The organism is Streptomyces antioxidans (assembly GCF_000968685.2).
Taxonomy (GTDB): Bacteria; Actinomycetota; Actinomycetes; order Streptomycetales; family Streptomycetaceae; genus Streptomyces; species Streptomyces antioxidans.
In genome coordinates this window covers 49,011-69,140 of the sequence record NZ_LAKD02000079.1, presented here as the reverse complement: position 1 = coordinate 69,140, position 20,130 = coordinate 49,011, and the positions used below count along the sequence as shown (strand labels likewise).

General features: G+C 71.1%; 14 protein-coding genes and 2 pseudogenes. 11 read left to right on the top strand and 5 right to left on the bottom strand.

All coding sequences use genetic code 11. From position 1 onward, the window contains the following. The first annotated feature begins 798 nt into the window (after positions 1 to 798). Positions 799 to 3,009 (top strand): 1,4-alpha-glucan branching enzyme, encoded by a 2,211-nt coding sequence (gene glgB / locus VT50_RS27080; RefSeq protein ID WP_046084376.1) that lies wholly within the window; start codon positions 799 to 801, stop codon positions 3,007 to 3,009. Positions 3,010 to 3,045: 36 nt separating this feature from the next. Here glgB and VT50_RS27075 read toward each other — a convergent pair whose 3' ends face one another. After that, positions 3,046 to 6,657: a BTAD domain-containing putative transcriptional regulator gene (locus VT50_RS27075; protein WP_046084344.1), complete on the bottom strand. Its 3,612-nt coding sequence runs from the start codon at positions 6,655 to 6,657 to the stop codon at positions 3,046 to 3,048. A 253-nt stretch (positions 6,658 to 6,910) separates the two neighbouring features. Between VT50_RS27075 and VT50_RS27070 the strand changes: the two genes are divergently transcribed. Continuing rightward, complete coding sequence (locus VT50_RS27070) at positions 6,911 to 7,105, top strand: hypothetical protein (RefSeq protein WP_046084343.1); 195 nt, start codon at positions 6,911 to 6,913, stop codon at positions 7,103 to 7,105. A gap of 274 nt (positions 7,106 to 7,379) precedes the next feature. On the opposite strand, the gene VT50_RS27065 is transcribed toward VT50_RS27070, so the two are convergent. After that, positions 7,380 to 8,819 carry a cation:dicarboxylate symporter family transporter gene (locus tag VT50_RS27065; protein ID WP_046084342.1) on the bottom strand — a complete coding sequence of 480 codons (1,440 nt, stop codon included), beginning with the start codon at positions 8,817 to 8,819 and terminating at the stop codon, positions 7,380 to 7,382. A 164-nt stretch (positions 8,820 to 8,983) separates the two neighbouring features. Here VT50_RS27065 and VT50_RS27060 point away from each other — a divergent pair, with 164 nt between their 5' ends. Together VT50_RS27060 and VT50_RS27055 are read left to right on the top strand one after the other, a co-directional pair. Continuing rightward, positions 8,984 to 10,660 carry a sensor histidine kinase gene (locus VT50_RS27060; protein ID WP_046084375.1) on the top strand — a complete coding sequence of 559 codons (1,677 nt, stop codon included), beginning with the start codon at positions 8,984 to 8,986 and terminating at the stop codon, positions 10,658 to 10,660. Positions 10,661 to 10,784: 124 nt separating this feature from the next. Next, positions 10,785 to 11,495 (top strand): response regulator, encoded by a 711-nt coding sequence (locus VT50_RS27055; protein ID WP_046084341.1) that lies wholly within the window; start codon positions 10,785 to 10,787, stop codon positions 11,493 to 11,495. A gap of 18 nt (positions 11,496 to 11,513) precedes the next feature. Here the strand turns inward: VT50_RS27055 and VT50_RS27050 are convergent, their stop codons facing one another. Continuing rightward, positions 11,514 to 12,020 carry a winged helix-turn-helix transcriptional regulator gene (locus VT50_RS27050; RefSeq protein ID WP_046084340.1) on the bottom strand — a complete coding sequence of 169 codons (507 nt, stop codon included), beginning with the start codon at positions 12,018 to 12,020 and terminating at the stop codon, positions 11,514 to 11,516. Positions 12,021 to 12,147: 127 nt separating this feature from the next. Here VT50_RS27050 and VT50_RS27045 point away from each other — a divergent pair, with 127 nt between their 5' ends. Then, entirely contained in the window at positions 12,148 to 12,792 is a 645-nt protein-coding gene (locus tag VT50_RS27045; RefSeq protein ID WP_046084339.1) for a dihydrofolate reductase family protein, read from the top strand. Between the two features lie 26 nt (positions 12,793 to 12,818). On the opposite strand, the pseudogene VT50_RS27040 reads toward VT50_RS27045, so the two are convergent. Beyond that, positions 12,819 to 13,010: pseudogene (locus VT50_RS27040) on the bottom strand (VOC family protein); the annotation flags it as partial. Positions 13,011 to 13,364: 354 nt separating this feature from the next. Here VT50_RS27040 and VT50_RS27035 point away from each other — a divergent pair. From VT50_RS27035 to VT50_RS27025, 3 genes are all read left to right on the top strand, one after another. Next, entirely contained in the window at positions 13,365 to 14,387 is a 1,023-nt protein-coding gene (locus VT50_RS27035) for a chitinase (protein WP_046084338.1), read from the top strand. A gap of 129 nt (positions 14,388 to 14,516) precedes the next feature. Beyond that, a complete protein-coding gene (locus VT50_RS27030) occupies positions 14,517 to 15,896 on the top strand; it encodes an ABC transporter substrate-binding protein (RefSeq protein ID WP_046084337.1) in 1,380 nt (459 codons plus the stop codon). Positions 15,897 to 15,909: 13 nt separating this feature from the next. Beyond that, on the top strand, positions 15,910 to 16,830 hold the full coding sequence (locus tag VT50_RS27025; RefSeq protein WP_046084336.1) for a carbohydrate ABC transporter permease: 921 nt from the start codon (positions 15,910 to 15,912) through the stop codon (positions 16,828 to 16,830). Between the two features lie 60 nt (positions 16,831 to 16,890). On the opposite strand, the gene VT50_RS27020 is transcribed toward VT50_RS27025, so the two are convergent. Beyond that, a complete protein-coding gene (locus VT50_RS27020) occupies positions 16,891 to 17,964 on the bottom strand; it encodes a zinc-binding dehydrogenase (RefSeq protein ID WP_046084335.1) in 1,074 nt (357 codons plus the stop codon). A 213-nt stretch (positions 17,965 to 18,177) separates the two neighbouring features. On the opposite strand from VT50_RS27020, the gene pip reads away from it, so the two are divergent. The 3 genes and pseudogenes from pip (at position 18,178) to VT50_RS41180 (ending at position 20,128) form a co-directional block, all read left to right on the top strand. Continuing rightward, the gene (gene pip / locus VT50_RS27015; protein ID WP_046084334.1) at positions 18,178 to 19,143 is read left to right on the top strand and encodes a prolyl aminopeptidase; all 966 of its coding nucleotides are present in this window, start codon (positions 18,178 to 18,180) and stop codon (positions 19,141 to 19,143) included. A 79-nt stretch (positions 19,144 to 19,222) separates the two neighbouring features. Beyond that, the gene (locus VT50_RS27010; RefSeq protein ID WP_240529327.1) at positions 19,223 to 19,525 is read left to right on the top strand and encodes a hypothetical protein; all 303 of its coding nucleotides are present in this window, start codon (positions 19,223 to 19,225) and stop codon (positions 19,523 to 19,525) included. After that, positions 19,518 to 20,128 (top strand): annotated as a pseudogene (locus tag VT50_RS41180) (DUF6879 family protein). The gene VT50_RS27010 and the pseudogene VT50_RS41180 overlap by 8 nt, the downstream one beginning before the upstream one ends. Positions 20,129 to 20,130 lie beyond the last annotated feature (2 nt).

The window sequence follows — 20,130 nt, the reverse complement described above, 5'->3', positions numbered from 1 at the left end:
GGCCACGCGCCCGCCGCCACCGGCGCCACAACCGGCCCGGCGGGCCCGGCGACGTTCCTCCCCGCCCCCACCCACGCACGGCCCCAACCCGCCACCGCCCGCCGGGACACCGAAACCCCAGCACGCCACGAACAGGAGACGGCCGAGCGCGCCGCCCCCCGCCCCGGCTCCGAGACCCAGACACGCCACGAGCGGGAATCGGCGGAATCCGGCGCCTCCCGCCGCCCCGGCTCCCAGGCGCCCGTACACCACGAACAGGAGTCGGCCCAATCCGCCCGGCCGGGCGGGAGCGCGGACCGCTCGGCGCCGACCTCATCCCGCGGCCTGGGCGTCTCAGAGGCGAGCCCGGCTCCGACCCCGTCCACCGGCCCGGATGCCTCGGAGGCGAGCCCGGCTCCGGTGGCGGAGTCCGCCCCGGCGCGGGAGGCGACCACACCGACCGGGCGTTCGCGCCCGGACCGGCGACCGGACCCGCGCACGGACCGACAGCCAGAGCTGCCGCCGGACCCACAGGCCGGTCCCGAGGCCGGTCCCGAAGGCGGTCCGGGGCGGGCCTCGGGACCGCGTGTCGACCCCGCGTCCGTCGAGTCGGCGGGCAGGGCGCCCGGGCCGGGGTCTCCGGGACGTGACGGCGCCCGGCCGAGTCGTGCCGCCCGGGTGTCCTACGGCTCGCCGCCCGTGCCCCGTGCGCCCCGCGCGGGCGCGGAGCCGCACGAGGAGGACGGCGGTGTGGGCGGACCCTCGCGGGTCGCCGGGCGGCCCGTGGCCGGGAGCGGTGGCGCGGGCCCCGACGACGCGGTGGAGAACAGGCGCGGGGTGCGGGCCGCGCCCCCGCTCGGGGACGAGGACCGGCGGCGGCTGCTGGCCGGTGCGCACCACGATCCGCACGCCGTGCTCGGCGCCCACCCCGTGCGCGGCGGGGTGCTGTTCCGGGCCCTGCGCCCGTACGCCCGGTCGGTCACCGTCACCGCCACCGGGCTGCGCGCGCGGCTGCGGGCCGAGGGGAACGGGCTGTTCTCCGGGGTGCTGCCGCTGCGGGAGATCCCGGACTACCGGCTGCTGGTGGCGTACGAGGACGCCGAGCTGGAGCTCCACGACCCGTACCGCTTCCTGCCCGCCCTCGGCGAACTCGATCTGCACCTCATCGGCGAGGGCCGCCACGAGGAGCTGTGGCGGGCGCTCGGCGCGCGGCCGATGACCCACCAGGGCGTGACCGGCACCCGTTTCACCGTATGGGCGCCCCATGCCCTCGGGGTGCGGCTGACCGGCGACTTCAGCTACTGGGACGGCACCGCGCTGCCGATGCGCTCGCTCGGCGGCAGCGGAGTCTGGGAGCTGTTCCTGCCGGGTGTGGGCGAGGGCGCGCTCTACAAGTTCGAGATCGCCGGGCCCGACGGCGGCCACTCGCTGCGCGCCGACCCGATGGCGCGCCGTACCGAGTGCCCGCCCGCCACCGCCTCCGTCGTCCACGCCTCGCACCACGACTGGGGCGATGAGGCGTGGATGGCGGGCCGGGCGGGCGGGTACGTCCACGAGCTGCCGTTCTCCGTCTACGAGGTGCATCTGCCGTCCTGGCGGCCGGGGCTGACCTACCGGCAGCTGGCCGAACAGCTTCCGGCGTACGTCAAGGACCTGGGCTTCACCCATGTCGAGCTGATGCCGGTGGCCGAGCACCCCTTCGGCGGCTCCTGGGGCTACCAGGTAACCGGCTTCTACGCGCCCACGGCCCGGCTCGGCACCCCCGACGACTTCAAGTACCTCGTGGACGCGCTGCACCGGGCGGGCATCGGGGTCATCGTGGACTGGGTGCCCGCGCACTTCCCGAAGGACGCCTGGGCGCTGGCGGAGTTCGACGGCCGCCCGCTGTACGAGCCCGCGGATCCGCTGCGGGCCGCACACCCCGACTGGGGCACGCTGGAGTTCGACTACGGGCGCCCTGAGGTGCGCAACTTCCTGGTGGCGAACGCGGTCTACTGGTGCGAGGAGTTCCACATCGACGGTCTGCGCGTGGACGCCGTCGCCTCCATGCTCTACCTCGACTACTCCCGCGAGCCCGGCCAGTGGACGCCCAACGCGCACGGCGGCCGGGAGAACCTGGACGCGGTCGCCTTCCTCCAGGAGATGAACGCGACCGTCTACCGCCGCTGCCCGGGCGTGGTCACCATCGCCGAGGAGTCCACCGCGTGGGACGGGGTCACCCGGGCCACCCACCATGTGGGCCCCAGCGGCTTCGGCGGTCTCGGCTTCGGGCTGAAGTGGAACATGGGCTGGATGCACGACTCGCTGGCCTATCTCGGGCATGAGCCGGTGCACCGCGCCTATCACCACCACGAGATGACGTTCTCCATGGTGTACGCGTACAGCGAGAACTATGTGCTGCCGATCTCGCACGACGAGGTGGTGCACGGCAAGCGGGCCCTGGTGTCGAAGATGCCCGGCGACTGGTGGCAGCGGCGCGCCACCCACCGCGCCTACCTCGGCTTCATGTGGGCCCATCCGGGCAAGCAACTGCTGTTCATGGGCCAGGAGTTCGCGCAGGGCGCCGAGTGGTCGGAGGCCCACGGTCCCGACTGGTGGCTGCTGGACCCGTCGTACTCCGCCGAGCCCGACCACCGGGGCGTCCGCGATCTGGTGCGCGACCTCAACCGGGCGTACGCGGCCACGCCCGCGCTGTGGCAGCGGGACACCGATCCCGAGGGGTTCTCCTGGATCGAGGGCGATGCCCGCGAGGACAATGTCTTCGCCTTCCTCCGCCATGACGCCGAGGGCTCACCGCTGCTGGCCGTCAGCAACTTCTCCCCGGTGGTCCGCCAGGAGTACCGCGTCGGGACGCCGGAGGCGGTGCCGGTGTGGCGCGAGGTGCTGAACACCGACGACCGGCGCTACGGCGGCGGCGGTGTGGTCAACGCCGAGCCGCTGAAGGCCGAGCCCACCGGGTGGCACGGCCGTCCGGCCTCCATCCTGCCGGTGCTGCCGCCGCTGGGGACGATCTGGCTGCGGCCCGCCTGAACCGTACGTACGCCCTGCCGCGCGGCGTTGCCCCCGTCAGCCGTCGGACCCGCCGAGCCCGGTGAGGCCGTCCCGTACCCGGTGGGCGTCGGGGTGGCCGAGGGAGTCGAACCGGGTCAGGGCCCGCTGCCAGCTGCGGCGGGCCCCGGCCCGGTCCCCGGCGGCGAGCTGGGCGCTGCCGAGCCGGTGCAGCGACTCGGCCTCCCTGACCCGCTCGCCCCGGCCGCGCCGCAGATCCACCGCGTGCCGGTAGCAGCTGATGGCCTGCTGGTGGTCGCCCACGTGCTGATGGGCGTAGCCCAGGCTGTCCCAGGCGGCGGACTCCCCGCGCCTGTCCCCCGACTGCCGCAGCATGGTCAGCGCCTTCTCGCAGTGGACGAGGGTCTGCTGGAAGTCGCCCATCATGGCGTACGCCCAGCCGACGTTGTTCAGGGCGTACGCCTCACCGCCGCGGTGGCCCGCCGCCCGGTACAGCTTCAGGGCGCGCAGCGCGTGGTGCAGCCCCTCGTCATGGCGGCCCTCCCGCTCGCTGGCGAGGTTGAGCGCACCGTGCGCCAGCGCCTGGCCGATGGTGTTGCCGACCTCGCGGTGGAGGTTCAGCGCGCGCCCCAGATGACCACGGGCCCGGTCGTAGCGCCCCATCCGCAGATCGGCCAGGCCCAGGGCGTAGCAGGAGTGGGCCTGACCGGTGAGGTCGCGGACGCGGTGGGCCGAGCCCAGGGCGATCCGGTGGGCGGTGCGCTGGTCGTGCCAGTGGCCGCGCTGGTCCAGGAACTCGGTGAGCGACCAGGCCAGTTGCCAGGCGTGGGTCTCGAATCCGGCCTCCGCGGCCTCCTGCAGTGCAGCCATCAGCGCCGGACAGGTGCGGATGAACCAGAGCAGCGCCTGGCCGTGCCCCGGGAACTCACCGACGTCGACGCCGCGCCGGACCGGCCCGATCGTGATCGGCTCCCGGTTCGGGGTGAATGCCTTCCCGGCGGCCACGGCGGTGTGCAGATAGTGGTCGAGCAGCCGGTGCAGCGCGGCGCGGCGGTCCTCCTGCGCGTCGTACGCCAGGGTGAGCTCCACGGCGTAGGCGCGCAGCAGATCGTGGACGCCGTACTGGCCGGGGGCGCGCTCGGTGATCAGATGCGCCCGGGTCAGCTGGATCAGCAGCCGGCGGGCCTGCGGCACCGGGATCCCCACCAGGCTGGCGGCCGCGGGGGCCGCGATGTCGGGGCCCGGGTGGACTCCCAGCAGCCGGAACAGCCGGGCGGTGTCGGCGTCCAGGGCGTGGTACGACCAGGAGAAGACGGCCCGGACGTCGGTGGTGGCGTCCCCGCCCTCGAACGCGTCGAGGCTGCCGCGGGCGGCGCGCAGCTCTCCGGCGAGCGCCCCGAGGCCGAAGCGGGGGTGGGTGGCGGCGCGGGCGGCCACGATGGCGAGCGCGAGCGGCAGCCCGGCGCACACCGTGATGACCTCCCCCACGGCCTTGGGTTCGGCGACCACCCGCTCGGTGCCCACCCGGCTGATCAGCACTTCGCGCGCCTCGCCGCGGTCGAGCAGATCCAGCGGCAGCGGCTGGGCCTGCTCGGCGACGACCAGGCTGGTGAGCTCGTTACGGCTGGTCAGCACCACCAGGCAGCCTGGGGAACCGGGCAGCAGGGGCCGCACCTGCTCGGCGTCCCTGGCGTTGTCGAGCAGGATCAGCATCCGGCGGTCGGCCAGCAGGCTCCGGTACAGCGCGGTCTGCGCCTCGATGGTCGCGGGGATCCGGTCGGCGGGCACCTGGAAGGCGTCCAGGAAGCCCCGTACGGCCTCGGCGGTGGTCATGGCCGAGTCGGTGGGACCGAAGCCGCGCAGGTTCACATAGAGCTGACCGTCGGGGAACCGGTCGCGGACGCGGTGGGCCCAGTGCACCGCGAGGGTCGTCTTGCCGAGGCCGCCACTGCCCGCGATCACGGTGATCCGCGCGGCCGTGGCCGCCCGGCCCCCGGCCCCGCCCTCGAGCAGGGCGTCCAGCCCGGCCAACTCGCGCTCACGGCCGGTGAAGTGGGCGACGTCGGAGGGGAGTTGCTGGGGCACGGCGGTGACGACGGTGATCTGCTCGGGAGCGGGCGCGGGGATGCCCGAGGGCTCGGCGGCTTCGGGAACCTCGTCGTGGACTTCGTCGGAGGCCCCGGCGCCCTCCGGGCCGGGCTCGGACGCGAGCGCCACGTCGGCCGACACCGCACCGGAGACACCCCCAACCGCCCCCAGCCCCCGATAGCGCCCCTCACCCCGATCGAACCGGCCACCCGGGTCGCTCCGCTCGTACGCGACACCCCGGCTACCCCGGCTGTCCCGGCCGTCCCTGATGTCCTGGCTGTCACGGCGGCCCTGGCTGCCACGGCCAGCCCGGTCGCCCTGGCCGTCACGACTGTCCCGGCCGTCCTGATCGCCCTGGCGGTCCCGACCGTCCCAGCCGCCCCGACCATCCTGGTCGCCCCGGCTGTCACGGCCATCCCGACCGTCCCCGTCACCCAGGCTGCCCTGACCGTCCTGACCGTCCTGACCGTCACGGCCGTCCCAGTGACCCCGGCCATCTCGGCTGCCACGGCCGTCCGGGTTGTACCGGGCATCTAGATTGTCCCGGCGCTCCCTTGTGTCTCGACTGTCCCGGCCGGACCTGGCATCCCGACTGTCCCGGCCGTCCCGGCCATCCCGCTCGCCTCGGCCGACCCGATGTCCCCGGCTAACCAGACCATCCTGGTCGCCCCGGCGGTCCCAGCCATCCTGGCGGTCCCGGTGGGCCCGGGGGTCGCGGGCATCCTGGCGGTCCCGGTCGGCCCGGGGGTCGCGGGCATCCCGGGGGTCCCGGGCGCCCCAGTCGCGCCTGCCGTCCCGGCTGTCGTCGAGTGCCTGTCGGTGGAGGCGCTGCAGTTCGTCGCCGGGCTCGATGCCCAGCTCCTCCACGTACCTCCGGCGGGTGGAGCGGAACAGGGCGAGGGCGTCGGCCCGCCTGCCGCAGCGTCGTAGCGCCTCCATCAGCAGGGCCACCGAGCGCTCCCGCAAAGGGTGCTCCGCCACCAGGGCGGAGAGCTCCGCGGCGGCCTCGTGGTGGCGTCCGGAGCGCAGATCGATCGCGGCGCACTCCTCGACCGCCGCCCGCCGCTCCTCCTCCAGACCCGCGCCCAGGGTCTCGGGCAGCCAGCCGCCCGAGACATCCGCCAGCGCGGGCCCGCGCCACAGCTGGAGCGCGGCGCGCAGCAGCTTCCCGGCCCGGGCCTCGGCGGCTTCGGCGGTCTCGGCGGTCTCCGCGGTCTCGGCGCCCTCGGGCGCCCCCGCCTCCCGTGCGGCCCGCACCAGATCGCGGAACCGGTGCAGATCGACCTGTTCACGCGCGACGGCCAGCGAATAGCCCTTCGCCGATGTCGCCAACTCGGTCCCGGGCAAGGGGGACAGGATCCGCCGCAGCTTGGAAATCTGCACCTGTACGGCGTTTCGCGCGGACCCCGGCGGGTCCTCGCCCCATACTGCCAACACCAGCCTGTCGACGGACACCACACGGCCGGAGGCCATCAGGAGCATCGCCAGAACGGACCGCTGCTGTGCGGCGGTTGGCCCCAGCAGACGCTCGTCCTGCCATATTCCGACCGGTCCCAACAGGCAAAACTCGGTCCCGTCCACACACTGCCCCCGTTGGTACCAGAAATTCACCGTGACCACCTGGAAGCCTACCCACGGGTTCGGGTCAGCGAGGCATCAGCGGTATATCAGCGGCTCGTAGCACCCTACGAGTGTTCGAGGGTCTCACGGGCACCAGGAGCTCTCCCCGATCACCGCCACCGGCGGCGGCCGGAACGGAACTCTCCGCTCTCCGGGCCCTCTTCCGACGATGAACGGGGGACGGTATGGCAGTGAGGTGCCGAGGAGGCGGCTCATGACCACCGCAGGAGGAACACAGAGCACACCACGGATCGGCGAGCTCGTCTACGACCTCGAACGTGAGGCCATGGGCCGGGTCGCCTACGTGGACACCGGCGGGAACATCGCCTGGGTCAAGCCCCTGAGCGAGGGCCCCGAGTGGACGGCCCTGCCGGAACAGCTGCGGCGCACGCCGGACGGCGAGCGCTAGGGCGCCTTCGGCGCCGATGACCAGCCGAGCACCGCCAAGGGCCCCCTCGGACCCTTTGGGGCCCTTTGGGCCCCTTGGCGGCCGGGCACATACCGGCGTCTCGCGTCTTCCAACGGGGGGAAGACGCGGGGCGCCATTCTCATGTCTCATGCGGCCGCGGCACGGCCACGATCCGGTCCCCTGACACCCGCAACGGCCCTGCCCCGATTCAGGAGGGCAGGGCCGCGTTACGCGTGGGGTGTCCGGGATCTCGGCCGGAGTCTCAGGCGGAGCCTCAGGCGGGCACCTGCTCCTTCGCCGAATCACCGTCGCGCCGCCCGGGAACGGACGCGCCCTCCGCCGACTCGGAGTCGTCCCCGGCCGGGCCGTGGCCACCGCCGCTGCGGGCGAAGCCGTCCGCGTCGAACGGCAGCCGTCCGGCGAGGACCTCGTTCATCCGCTCCTTGTCGACCTCCTTGGTCCAGGTGCCGACCAGGACGGTCGCGACCGCGTTGCCCGCGAAGTTGGTGAGGGCGCGGGCCTCGCTCATGAAGCGGTCGATGCCGACGATGAGGCCGACGCCGTCGACCAGTTCGGGCCGGTGCGACTGGAGGCCGCCCGCCAGCGTCGCCATGCCCGCACCGGTCACCCCGGCGGCGCCCTTCGAGGCGACGATCATGAAGACGAGCAGGGATATCTGCTGGCCTATGGAGAGCGGGTCGCCCATGGCCTCCGCGATGAACAGCGAGGCCATCGTCAGGTAGATGGCGGTGCCGTCCAGGTTGAAGGAGTAGCCCGTGGGGACGGTGATACCGGCCACCGGCCTGCTGACGCCCGCGTGCTCCATCTTCGCGATCAGCAGCGGCAGCGCGGATTCGGAGGAGGACGTCGAGAGGATCAGCAGGAACTCCCGCGCCAGGTACTTCAGCAGCAGGAAGATGTTCACGCCCGCGACCAGCCGCAGGATCGCCCCAAGGACGAGGAACACGAAGAGCGCGCAGGTCACATAGAAGCCGACCATGATGACCGCGAGCGCCTTGAGCGCGTCCAGACCGGTCTCGCCGACGACGGCGGCCATCGCGCCGAAGGCGCCGACCGGGGCGGCCCACATGACCATGGACAGCAGCTTGAAGACGAGCTGCTGTATGTGGCCTATGCCGCGCAGCACCGGGTCGCCCGCCTTGCCCATCGCCTGGAGGGCGAAGCCCGTGAGGAGGGCCACGAACAGGGTCTGCAACACCTGCTCCTGGGTGAAGGCGGAGATCAGCGTCGTCGGAATGATGCCGAGCAGGAAGTCCGCCGTCGACTCGGAGGCGCCGTCGGCCTGGCTCTGCCCGGCCTGGGCCGCCTCATGGCTCATGTGGAGACCGCTGCCGGGGTCGAGGAAGTTGCCGACCACCAGGCCGATGGCGAGCGCCACGGTCGACATCACCATGAAGTAGCCGAGGGCGAGACCGCCCACGGCACCGACCTTCGCGGCCTTCCGTACCGAACCGACGCCGAGCACGATCGTGCAGAAGATGATCGGCGAGATCAGCATCTTGATGAGCTTGACGAAGCCTTCGCCGATGGGCTTGAGCTCCACCGCCGTATCGGGGGCCACGAAGCCCACGAGGATGCCCAGCGCCACCGCGCCGATGACGGCGAGATAGAGGTAGTGAATCCTTTCTTTCTTCGGCTTCGTCCGCTCCGGCTCCGTACGTCCCGATGCGGGCGGCGTGGTGTCCGCAGCCACGGTGCTGCCTCCTTCTGGTCTGCCGTCCAACTGTCCCGGCGCTGTACTGTGTGCGGCTCGCACACCGCCTTGAACGGTCCCGGCGACTATGCCTCAGCCCTGTGACGGGGGTCACCCTTCCGTTCATTTCGTTCATACAAAGATGCGTGTGCAGACTGATGGCCATGCGCATCCCCCGCCCCCGCAGCCTGGCGGGCCAGCTGTTCGCGATGCAGGTCGTGCTGGTGGCCGCCCTGGTGGCCGGATGCGCCGTCTTCGCCTACGTCACCGACCGCGAGCAGGCGGTGGTGGCCGCGCGGCAGCGGGCGACCGCCGCCGCGGTGGCCGTCGCCGACTCCCCGTCGGTCGCCGGGGCCGTGCGGTCCAAGGACCCCACGGCCCGGCTCCAGCCGTACGCGGAGAAGGTGCGCCGGGACACCGGCGTCACCTTCGTCACGATCATGGATACCCACGGGGTGCGCTGGGCGCACCCCGATCCGCGCCAGATCGGCGCCACCTACCTCGGCCACATCGGGCCCGCGCTGCGCGGGCGGATCTTCGCCGAGACCTACACCGGCACGCTGGGCTCCTCCGTGCGCGTGGTCGCCCCGGTGCGCGACGCCCGCGCGGGCGGCCGGATCACCGCCCTGGTCAGCGCGGGCATCACGGTGGACACCATCAGCGCCCAGGTGCGCCGCCAGCTGCTCGCGCTGCTGGGTGTGGCGGCCGCGGCGCTCGCGCTCGGCGGGCTGTGCGCGTATGTGATCAACGCCCGGCTGCGCCGCCACACCCACGGGATGAACGCGGCCGAGCTGAGCCGGATGCACGACTACCACCAGGCCGCGCTGCACGCCGTGCGCGAGGGGCTGCTGATGCTCGACGGCCGGCGGCGGATCGCGCTGATCAACGACGGCGGGCGGGAGCTGCTCGGCCTGCCCGGGGACTCCGTCGGCCGTTACGTCTCCGACCTGGGCCTGCCGCCCGCGCTGACCGGCGCCCTGCTGGCCACCGAGCCGCGCGTGGACGAGCTGCATCTGACCGCGGAGCGGGTCGTGGTGGTCAACACCTCACCGGTGAGCAGCGGTGAGCAGCGCGGCACGGTCGTCACGCTGCGCGACCACACCGAGCTCCAGGCGCTCTCCGGCGAGCTGGACTCGGTGCGCGGCTTCGCGGAGGCGCTGCGCTCCCAGGCCCATGAGGCGGCGAACCGGCTGCACGCCGTGGTCTCGCTGATCGAGCTGGGCCGGGAGGACGAGGCGGTCGACTTCGCCACCGCCGAGCTGGAGCTGGCCCAGGCGCTGACCGACCAGGTGGTGGCGGCCGTCGCCGAACCCGTCCTGGCCGCCCTGCTGCTGGGCAAGGCGGCCCAGGCCAGTGAGCGCGGCGTCGAACTCGTGCTGGCCCCCGACAGCCGCATAGACGACGGCGTACTCCCGCCCGGCCTGCCCGCCCGCGACCTGGTGACCATCCTCGGCAACCTCATCGACAACGCCACGGACGCCGCCGCCGAGGGCGTCGGCAACGAGGCGGCCCCGCGCAGCGCCCGCGTCACGGTCACCGCCCGCGCGGACGCCGGTGAGCTGACCCTCCGCGTAGCGGACACCGGTGCCGGGCTCGACCCGGCGGCGGCCGAGGAGGTCTTCCACCGCGGCTGGAGCACGAAGTCCCCGGGCCGCGGCCTCGGCCTGGCCCTGGTCCGGCAGGCCGCCCGGCGCAACGCGGGCACGGTCGAGGTCACGGCGTCCCCGGAAGGCGGCGCCGAATTCACCGCCCGCCTCCCCCTGACAGCGCCGCCAGCGGCCCTATCCGGCCGTACGGGAGCGGGGGTCTCGGGGGCGGAGGCCCTGGGAGGCGGGGAGTAGCGGGGGGTAGGGGAATCGTCACCGCAGGGATCTGGCCACGTGCGGTTACCCTCCGTAAATTGGAGCCCTTAGCTCCCGCGTACACCGCGTTTCGACCGCGCTTCGATTCGAGAGGAATCCGTTCATGAGCCCGCCGCAGGCGCGTCCCGGGGATCCGGCGCCGATCCGGGTTCTCGTCGTCGAGGACGACCCCGTCGCGGCGGACGCCCACCGGATGTACGTCGAGCGCGTTCCCGGCTTCGCCGTCGTCGGGGCGGCGCACAGTGGCGGGGACGCCCAGCGGCTGCTTGAACGGACGCCCGCCGACCTGCTGCTGCTGGACCTCTACCTCCCCGACGGACACGGCCTCCAGCTCGTACGGGCGCTGCGCGCCGCCGGGAACGGGGCGGATGTGATCGCGGTCACCTCGGCCAGGGACCTCGCGGTGGTCCGCGACGGGGTCTCCCTCGGGGTCGTGCAGTACGTGCTGAAACCGTTCACATTCTCCACCCTCCGGGACCGCCTGCTCCGTTACGCCGAGTTCCGCGCGACCGCGGGCGAGGCCAGCGGGCAGGACGAGGTGGACCGGGCGCTGGCCGCGCTGCGTACGCCGCAGCCCGCCGCGATGCCGAAGGGGCTGACCCAGGCCACCCTGCACGCGGTCACGGAGGCGCTGCGCGGCGCGGAGGAGGAGGGCATCTCGGCCGCGGCCACCGCCGAGACCGTGGGGATCTCCCGGATCACCGCCCGCCGCTATCTGGAGCACCTGGTGGAGGCCGGACGCGCGGCCCGCGCCCCACACTACGGGCAGATCGGACGGCCCGAGCTGCTGTACCGCTGGCTCAGCGAGCACTGAGCCAGCACCGAGCGAGCCCTAGGGGCGGCCGTCTCCGGCCGTGATCGCGGCTTCGTACGCCTGCCGCAACCGCTCGGAAGCGGTGGGGCTCTTCGGGTTCTCGCGCGTGACGCCGAGGTGGATCTCGCGCAGTTCGTCCATGAGCTCATCGACGAGGTGCGGGGCCCCCTCCGCGAGGAGGCGGGCACGCACCGCGAGCGCCGGGGTCGTGGGCCGGTGCCGCAGCCCCCACGCGCCGAGGGCGACCATCACCGGAAGCGTCCGGATGCCCGCCTCGGTGAGGGTGTAGGTGGCCCTCTGGCCACGCACGGCATCGTCGCGGGTGAGCAGGCCCCCCTCGACAAGCTTGCGCAGCCTGCTGGCGAGGACGTTGGACGCGATGCCCTCGTCGTTCCGGGTCAGCAGATCGCGGAAGTGCCGACGGCCGCCAAAGATCACGTCGCGCAGCACGATCAGGGTCCACGGATCCCCCAGGACCTCCACGGCGGCGTTGATCGCACATCCCGAGCGCGGCTCCTCACGCATCGCGCACCCCCTCCCGGCTGATGGCCGCTGATCGGGCCCGACGGCAACTGATTGCTCCTCGCAACTCCTCCATCGTAGAGTTCATCAACCAGTTGCAATCCGCAATCACTCACCGAAGGTGAACCACATGGCCAAGGCCCGGGTACACAACTTCTTCGTTTCCCTCGACGGCTACAGCGCGGGCGAGACGATCACGATTGACAAGCCCATCGGGGACGCCGGGAGACTGTTCGCGCGCTTCGACGGACGCTTCATCCACGGCGTGGACGTCACGGATGAACCGATCACCCTCGATCGCGCTCTCACCAGCACCTGGGGTCAGGGCATCGGGGCCGAGATCATGGGCCGGGGCAAGTTCGGTCCGCAGACCGGCGAGTGGACCGACGACGACTGGCGGGGCTGGTGGGGCGACGAACCCCCCTTCCACACGCCCGTGGTGGTACTCACCCACCATCGGCGTGACCCCATCCACTTCGACAACGGGACGAGCTTCCACTTTCTCGACGCCAGCCCCGGGGACGCACTCGCCCACGCCCAGGACCTCGCCGACGGCCGGGACGTGCGCATCGGCGGCGGCCCCTCCACCGTCCGGCAGTTCCTGACGGCCGACCTCATCGACTTCATGCACCTGGTCACCGTGCCCATCACCCTCGGCACCGGGGTCTCGCTGTGGGAGGGGCAGGCCGGAGTCCAGGACCGCTTCACCGTCGAGTCGGCAACCTCGGCGAGCGGCCTCACCCACCACTTCTGGAATCGGACCACCACCGGCTAGGCCTGGATGGTGGCGACGCCCTGGGGAAACGCGTAGTGCTGCATCTGGATCTCCACCGGAGGCTCGGCGAACTGCATTAGCACGCCATCGCGGAGCTGGATGTTGGTGAATGGGCCCCAGGACAGCGCTTCTGAGAGTTCCAACAACTTCCGGAAGAACCGAGCCGAATCGCCGCGGTCCTTGGCAGCGATAATGGTGTGGTTGAACGTGGCTGTCATTCGGCCGACCTCGTTGTTGCTCGACACGGAAAACGGACTCGCGGTGCGCGAGTGCCGGGAGGTCCGCGTGCCGAACTGAGGGGATGCGTTCTTCGCACCCGCCGCGTGATCAGCCCTCCGCCGGGTGGCCAATCCGTGCGTGGCGTAGCGCCGGTCCGGTGTTCACGTTAGGTGACCCTACTTGATCGGACTGACCGCCACAACAGGCAGGCGATCAGCTGCGGTTGGCCTCAATAGGAAAGTTTCCTATCCGGCATCTTGTCGCGGCCATGCCGCCTCGCTAGGTTCAGCCTCGCTAGGTACGGCCCCGCTTGAGACGTTCCTCCCACCCCCCACCAGGAGGCTCCATCAGCCATGCCTCTTTCCAAGCCGACCCACCGCAGACTCGCCCTCGCCGCCGCCATCGGCCTGCTCGGCGCGGGCGCCACCACGGCGGCCACCGCCCAGGCGGCACCCCAGGCCACACCGGAGGCACCGCACACCGCCGCCGCCCCCAGCGGGCTCAACGGCCCGTATCTCTACCTGGGTTGGGGCTCCCCGCCCAACGCCACGGACGTCATGTCGGCCACCGGCATCCAGCAGTTCACGATGGCGTTCATGCTGTCCGACGGGGGCTGCAACCCCAAGTGGGACGGCTCCCGCGCGCTCACCGGCGGCAACGACCAGTCCACGATCAACTCCATCCGCTCGGCGGGCGGCGATGTCACCGTCTCCTTCGGCGGCTGGAGCGGTAACAAGCTGGGCGAGAAGTGTTCCTCCGCGTCCGCGCTCGCCGACGCGTACCAGAAGGTCATCGACGCCTACCAGCTCAAGTCGATCGACATCGACATCGAAGCGAGCGAGTTCGAGAACGCGACGGTCCGCCAGCGCGTGATCGACGCGCTCAAGACGGTCAAGCAGAAGAACAGCGGCATCAAGGTGTACATCACCTTCGGCACCACCACGACCGGCCCCGACTCCAATGGCCAGGACCTGGTCAGGCGCGGCGCCACCGCCGGGCTCGACGTGGACGGCTGGGCGGTCATGCCGTTCGACTTCGGCCAGGGCTCGATCGACATGGCGGCGGCCACCAAGTCCGCGGTGGACGGCCTGAAGAACACGGTGGCGAGCGCCTACGGCCTCTCTTCCGACGCCGCCTACCGCAAGGTCGGCTTCTCCTCGATGAACGGCAAGACCGATGTCGAGGGCGAGACGATATCCCTGAACGACTTCAAGGACACGGTCTCCTACGCCACCAGCCACCACCTGGCCCGCGTCAGCTTCTGGTCGCTCAACCGCGACCGCAAGTGCGGCTCCGGCACGGACGGGGACGCGTGCAGCGGTATCGACCAGGGCACGTACGACTTCACCAAGGCGCTCGCGGGCTACAACGGCTGAGCCACCGGTTCCGTACGACCCGGCGGCGTTCGATCAAGCGGCGATCCAGGTCACGGGGATTGACCTTCCGTTGAAGCCGACCTTACGGTCAGCGCGCAGCCCACAGAGGCCAGCAAGGAGGTCGTGCCCGTGCGCCCCACCGCTCCACTGATCCTCGCCGCCACGCTCGCCGCCACCGCCGGGCTGATCACAGCCTGCGGTGGCGGTTCGGGCAGCGACCCGAACACCGTCAAGGTGGCCTACAACCGGTCCACCGACAACAAGATCCGCTTCAAGGACAACCACCTCGCCAAGGTCAAGAAGCAGTTCGAGAAGGCCAACCCCGGCAAGAAGGTCAAGCTGGTCCCGATCCAGGCGCAGGACAACGACTACGCCACCAAGGTCCAGCAGATGATGCGGTCCCCGAAGACCGCCCCCGACCTGGTCTACGAGGACACCTTCCGGATCAACTCCGACATCAAGGCGGGCTATCTGCGCCCCCTCGACAGCTATCTGGCCAAGTGGAAGACCTGGGACCAGTTCGTCGACACCGCGAAGTCCGCGGCCAAGGCCGAGGACGGCAAGACGTACGGCATCCCGGACGGCACCGACACCCGCGGCCTGTGGTTCAACAAGGAGATCTTCGCCAAGGCCGGACTGCCCGCGGACTGGTCCCCCAAGAACTGGGACGAGATCCTCCAGGCGGCCCGCACGATCAAGAAGAAGGTCCCCGGCGTCACCCCGCTCAACGTCTACACCGGCAAGGCCCCGGGCGAGACCTCCGTGATGCAGGGCTTCGAGATGCTGCTGTACGGCACGGGCGAGGCGGGCGGGAACCCGCTCTACGACCCCGGCGCCAAGAAGTGGGTGACCGGCGGCAAGGGGTTCAGCGACGCCCTCGGCTTCCTCAAGACCGTCTACTCCCAGAAGCTCGGCCCGGACATCTCCGACGCACTCGACCCCAACGTCGGCACCACCGTCTTCAGCGAATGGCTCCCCGAGGGCAAGCTGGCCATCGCCCTCGACGGCTCCTGGCTCGGCCAGAACTGGCTGAAGTCCGGCGGCAAGCCGTGGCCCGAGTGGTCCAAGACCCTCGGCCAGGCCCCGATGCCCACCCAGCACGGCCAGGCGCCCGGCAAGGTCAGCATGTCCGGCGGCTGGACGTGGGCGATCACCGCGAAGTCCAAGAACCCCGATCTGGCCTGGAAGTTCATCGAGCAGCTCCAGACCAAGGACAACGCGGTCAGCTGGGACATCGTCGACGCGCAGATAGCGGTCCGCAAGGACGTCGCACAGGATCCGGAGTACACCTCCTCCATGCCCGGGATCACCTTCTTCACGAGCCTGGTGAAGCACACCCACTACCGCCCCACCACCCCCATCTATCCGCAGGTCTCGACCGCGATCGGCGAGGCCATGGAGGCGGCGACCGCGGGTGACACCTCACCGGAGAAGGCCGCCAAGGCGTACGACGACCAGCTGAAGTCCATCACCGACGGCGCCACGGTGGCGGCGGGCGGCCAGGGCTGAGGGCCGCACCCCGATGGCAACCGCGACCAAGGTGGCGGCGGCCCCGACGGAGACCCCGGCCCGGCCGGGCGGCCCCCGTCGCGGCCGCCCCCTGCGCTGGCTTCCGCTCGCCCCCGCCACCGTCATGCTGCTGCTCTTCCTCGGTGGCCCGATCGCCTACTGCGTCTATATCGCCTTCACCAATATGCAGCTCACGGGCGCGTCCTCCACGGACTTCGTGGGCCTGGACAACTTCCGGCGCGCCTTCGGGGACGACGACTTCCGCAACGCCGTCGTCCTCACCCTCGTCTTCACCGTCCTCTCCTCCCTCGTCGGCCAGAACACCCTCGGCCTGGCCCTGGCCGCCCTGATGCAGCGCGCCTCCCGGCCGGTGCGCACGCTGACCGGCGCGATCGTCATCGCGGCCTGGGTCGTCCCCGAGATCGTGGCGGGCTTCCTGCTGTACGCGTTCTTCCGCCGTGAGGGCACGCTCAACGCCCTGCTGGACTGGCTGGGCCTGCCGTCCCAGAACTGGCTCTACACCCTGCCCATCCTCGCCGTCTCCTTCGCCAACGTCTGGCGCGGCACGGCCTTCTCGATGCTCGTCTACTCCGCCGCGCTGTCCGAGATCCCCAAGGAGATCACCGAGGCGGCGGAGGTCGACGGCGCCGGTGGCCTCGGCCGCTTCTGGCACATCACCCTGCCGATGATCCGCCGCTCCATCGGCACCAATCTGATGCTGAACACGTTGCAGACGCTGTCGGTGTTCGGCCTCATCTGGGCCATGACCCGGGGCGGCCCGGGAAACCGCAGCCAGACCCTCCCGGTCTTCATGTACGACCAGGCGTTCAACAAGTCCCTGATCGGCTACGGCACGGCGGTGGCCCTGCTGTTGCTGCTGGTGGGCGCGGTGTTCTCGGTGGTGTATCTGCGGCTGATGCGCGAGGAGGTCTGACGCGTCGGCTTGCGGCGGCTTGCGGCGGCTTAAGGGCAACCGGGAACGGTCTCGCCGGTGTCAGCTTCCCGGGAGCAGCACCGTGTAGTCCAGACCGCTCAGTGAGGCGGCCGTCTCCAGTGCGTCGTCGAAGTGCTCCAGGTCGTACGAGTGAGCCCTCACCCGCGTCAGGTCGATCGTTCCGGCGCGCACGAGTTGCCAGACTTCCAGCGCGGTCGCGGAGTCGAACATGAACGAACCCGTCACGGTGAGCTGTTGCCGCTGGATGCGCTGGTAGGGCAGGGCGAGTTCATGGCGGACGCCCCCGACCAGGACAGCGGTGCCGCGCAGGCGCAGCGCGTCCAGGCAGGCCAGTGTGGGGTCGGTGGTGGGGGTGTTGCCGACAACGTCCAGCAGCAGGTCGGCCCCCGCGTCGGTCTGGGCGCGGATGGCCTCACCGTCCCGGGCGCGGTCGCCGGTCAGCACCACCGGCTTCACCCTCGGATCCAGTTCCACCAGCGCGGCCAGGGACTCTCGCCTGCGTCCGGTGGCGATCACCTGCGTGGCACCGCGCGCGAGAGCCGCGAATACGGCCGCTCCCCCGAGATTCCCGGTGGCACCGTTCACGATGACGCTCTGCCCGCCGCGCAGCCCGCCCCGGCGCAGGCCCCCGTCCGCGATGGCCAGTGATGCGAGAAAGGGCAGCAGCTCCGGTCGTGTCCACTGGTCCGCTCCGGGAAGGACCGTCACACAGGAGGCGGGGTAGCAGGCCCTCTGGGCAAAGCTGCCGTGCCGCCACTGGTGTTGCATACGGGCCGAACGTGCGCTGCCACTGCCGGTCCACCCGATGAGGATCTCGTCCGGTGAACCGGACATCTCGCCCGAGGAGTACAGCGAGTTGCACAACGCCACTTCGCCCACCGTGACGCCGAACACGTCGTCCGCCACCGCCCGTACCCGTCCGATGCACGTCGGCCCCGGGACGAGAGGGACCGGCAGGTCGTAGTTCAGTTCACCCGTGAGCACCTGGCGGGTGTAGGACGGCACCCGCACGGCCACGACGTCGACCAGCACACCGCCTGGCCGCACCTCTCGGTCGGCCACTTCCTGAACGGCCCACGGCTCACCCATCTGCTCAAGCCATACTCCACGCATCTCGCCAGGCTACATACGCCGCTGGTGACGTCCGCGACGCTCGCCGCCCGCGCGCCAGTCCTCGGACAACACGGACATCCGGCCCGGTGGCTCATCCGCCTCCGCCGGGGCCACGGAACCTGGCCCGCCGACGGACAAAACGCAGGAGACGCCGTCTCGGCCGTGAACTAGCCTCGCGAGGTTGCCCTTTCGCGCCTTCAGGAGGAGACCGCCATGGCCGAGCCGTTCCCACCCGTCGCACCGTACGCCCACGGCCTCCTCGAGGTCGGCGACGGAAACCGGATCTACTGGGAGACCAGCGGGAACCCCCAGGGGAAGGCGGCCCTGTGGGTGCACGGCGGCCCCGGCAGCGGAGGGCGCCGCGGCGCCCGCACGATGTTCGATCCCGAGGTCTTCCGGATCGTCCTGTTCGATCAGCGCGGCTGCGGTGAAAGCCTGCCGCACGCCTCCGACCCGTCCGTCAGCCTCGACCACAACACCACCGACCACCTCATCGCCGACATGGAGCGGCTGCGCGAGCACCTGGGCATCGAGCGCTGGCTCCTCTACGGCGGCTCCTGGGGCTCCACGCTGATCCTCGCCTACGCCGAGCGCTACCCCGAGCGGGTCTCCGAGATCGTCATCGCGGGCGTCACGATGACCCGGCCGGACGAGATCGACTGGCTCTACCACGGCGTCGGACGCCTGTTGCCCGGCCCCTGGGAGACATTCCGCGACACGGTGCCGGAGCCGGACCGGGACGGCGACCTCGTCGCGGCCTACGACCGGCTGGTGAACAGCCCGGACGAGGCGGTCAGGGTCAACGCGGCGCGGGCCTGGTGCGCTTGGGAGGACGCGGTCATCGCCCACGAGGTCCTTGGCAGCCCCGGCTACTACAGCGACAAGTCGGACGAGGCGCTGATGGCCTTCGTCCGGATCTGCGCCCGCTACTTCGGCCACGCCGGGTGGCTCGAGGACGGCCAACTCCTCCGCGACGCCCACCGGTTGGCCGGTATCCCCGCGGTGCTGATCCACGGCCGCCTCGACCTGGGCAGCCCGCTGAAGAGCGCCTGGGAGTTGTCCAAGGCCTGGCCGGACGCCGAGCTGAAGGTGATCGACGACTCGGGCCACACGGGCAGCCCCACGCTCCGGGCCGCCGTCCTGGAGGCGATCGCCCGCTTCGGCAAGCAGGGGCGCTGACCGACTCGGTCATTCGACTCAAAACAGACCTTCGCGCTCCTCCCGCGTATCAGCCGGGCGGCTGTATGTTGGGTCGCATATGCCCTTCACCGAAGGGCTCGAGGAGGCGGGGACGATGGTCTGGCAGGCGGATCCGTCAGCGTTATTCGACAGGCGCCTGGGGGTGTCGCCGCAGGAGCGGGATCCCGACTGCGACGACAACAAGACCTGCCCCGACATGTGGCGACTCAGCAACGGTGACGTTGCCGTTATCGGCCAAGACCTCACCGAGACCTACGAAACGCGACTCCCGGAAGGCGTCGCGCTGGGCACAGGGGAAAGGCTGGTCGTCATCCCCGGCAACGTGCTCAGCCACGCGAAGAAGGACATCCCCGATGCTTGACATCCCGGTTCCCCCGCTCGATCCAGCAGAGGGCGATTGGCTGGAACTCGATGAGTATTCGGATGACTTCGACCTGCACGAGGAGCAGACGCGTAACCGCGACTCGTGGAAGCTGGAACGGAAGCAGTATTTCAAAGAGAGCAACAGCCCGAGCTGGAACGCATTCCGCCGAGGCGACCTGACAGAGGCGCAGCGGCTTTTGAAAGACCGGGCTCAGGCTCTCCGGGAAGAGGCGGAGGAGGCCGTGTCCCGTGGGTCCGTCTTCCGTCGCGTCCGGATCGCGGAGCAGCCCCTCACACCGTATGTGCAATGGGAGTTGCGCTCGCTGCGGTCCGGTCGGAGAACGGCGGACCGGTTCGTGTGGTCCCGGCAGCAGCCGTCAGCCGTCTGGAGAGCGAGGGGCCACTGCCGGAGTTGGTGATTCTGGGCGGGCGCGTCCTTTACCGGGTGATGTACACGGAGGAAAGTGCACCCAAAGGCGCCATCCGGTTCACCGATCCGACGACTGTTACGCAGTGGGAGAGATTTATCGCCGACCTCTTCGCCACCGGTGAAGACATCACGTCCTATGTCGAGCGGGAAGTCGTCGCCGATCGAGGCTGAGA

What these genes read in the sequence shown, in the direction of transcription:
- VT50_RS27070 (WP_046084343.1), top strand. Translation starts at nt 6,911, where the DNA reads ATGACCACCGCAGGAGGAACACAGAGCACACCACGGATCGGCGAGCTC.
- VT50_RS27060 (WP_046084375.1), top strand. Translation starts at nt 8,984, where the DNA reads ATGCGCATCCCCCGCCCCCGCAGCCTGGCGGGCCAGCTGTTCGCGATG.
- VT50_RS27055 (WP_046084341.1), top strand. Translation starts at nt 10,785, where the DNA reads ATGAGCCCGCCGCAGGCGCGTCCCGGGGATCCGGCGCCGATCCGGGTT.
- VT50_RS27050 (WP_046084340.1), bottom strand. Translation starts at nt 12,020, where the DNA reads ATGCGTGAGGAGCCGCGCTCGGGATGTGCGATCAACGCCGCCGTGGAG.
- VT50_RS27045 (WP_046084339.1), top strand. Translation starts at nt 12,148, where the DNA reads ATGGCCAAGGCCCGGGTACACAACTTCTTCGTTTCCCTCGACGGCTAC.
- VT50_RS27035 (WP_046084338.1), top strand. Translation starts at nt 13,365, where the DNA reads ATGCCTCTTTCCAAGCCGACCCACCGCAGACTCGCCCTCGCCGCCGCC.
- VT50_RS27025 (WP_046084336.1), top strand. Translation starts at nt 15,910, where the DNA reads ATGGCAACCGCGACCAAGGTGGCGGCGGCCCCGACGGAGACCCCGGCC.
- VT50_RS27020 (WP_046084335.1), bottom strand. Translation starts at nt 17,964, where the DNA reads ATGCGTGGAGTATGGCTTGAGCAGATGGGTGAGCCGTGGGCCGTTCAG.
- pip (WP_046084334.1), top strand. Translation starts at nt 18,178, where the DNA reads ATGGCCGAGCCGTTCCCACCCGTCGCACCGTACGCCCACGGCCTCCTC.
- VT50_RS27010 (WP_240529327.1), top strand. Translation starts at nt 19,223, where the DNA reads ATGCCCTTCACCGAAGGGCTCGAGGAGGCGGGGACGATGGTCTGGCAG.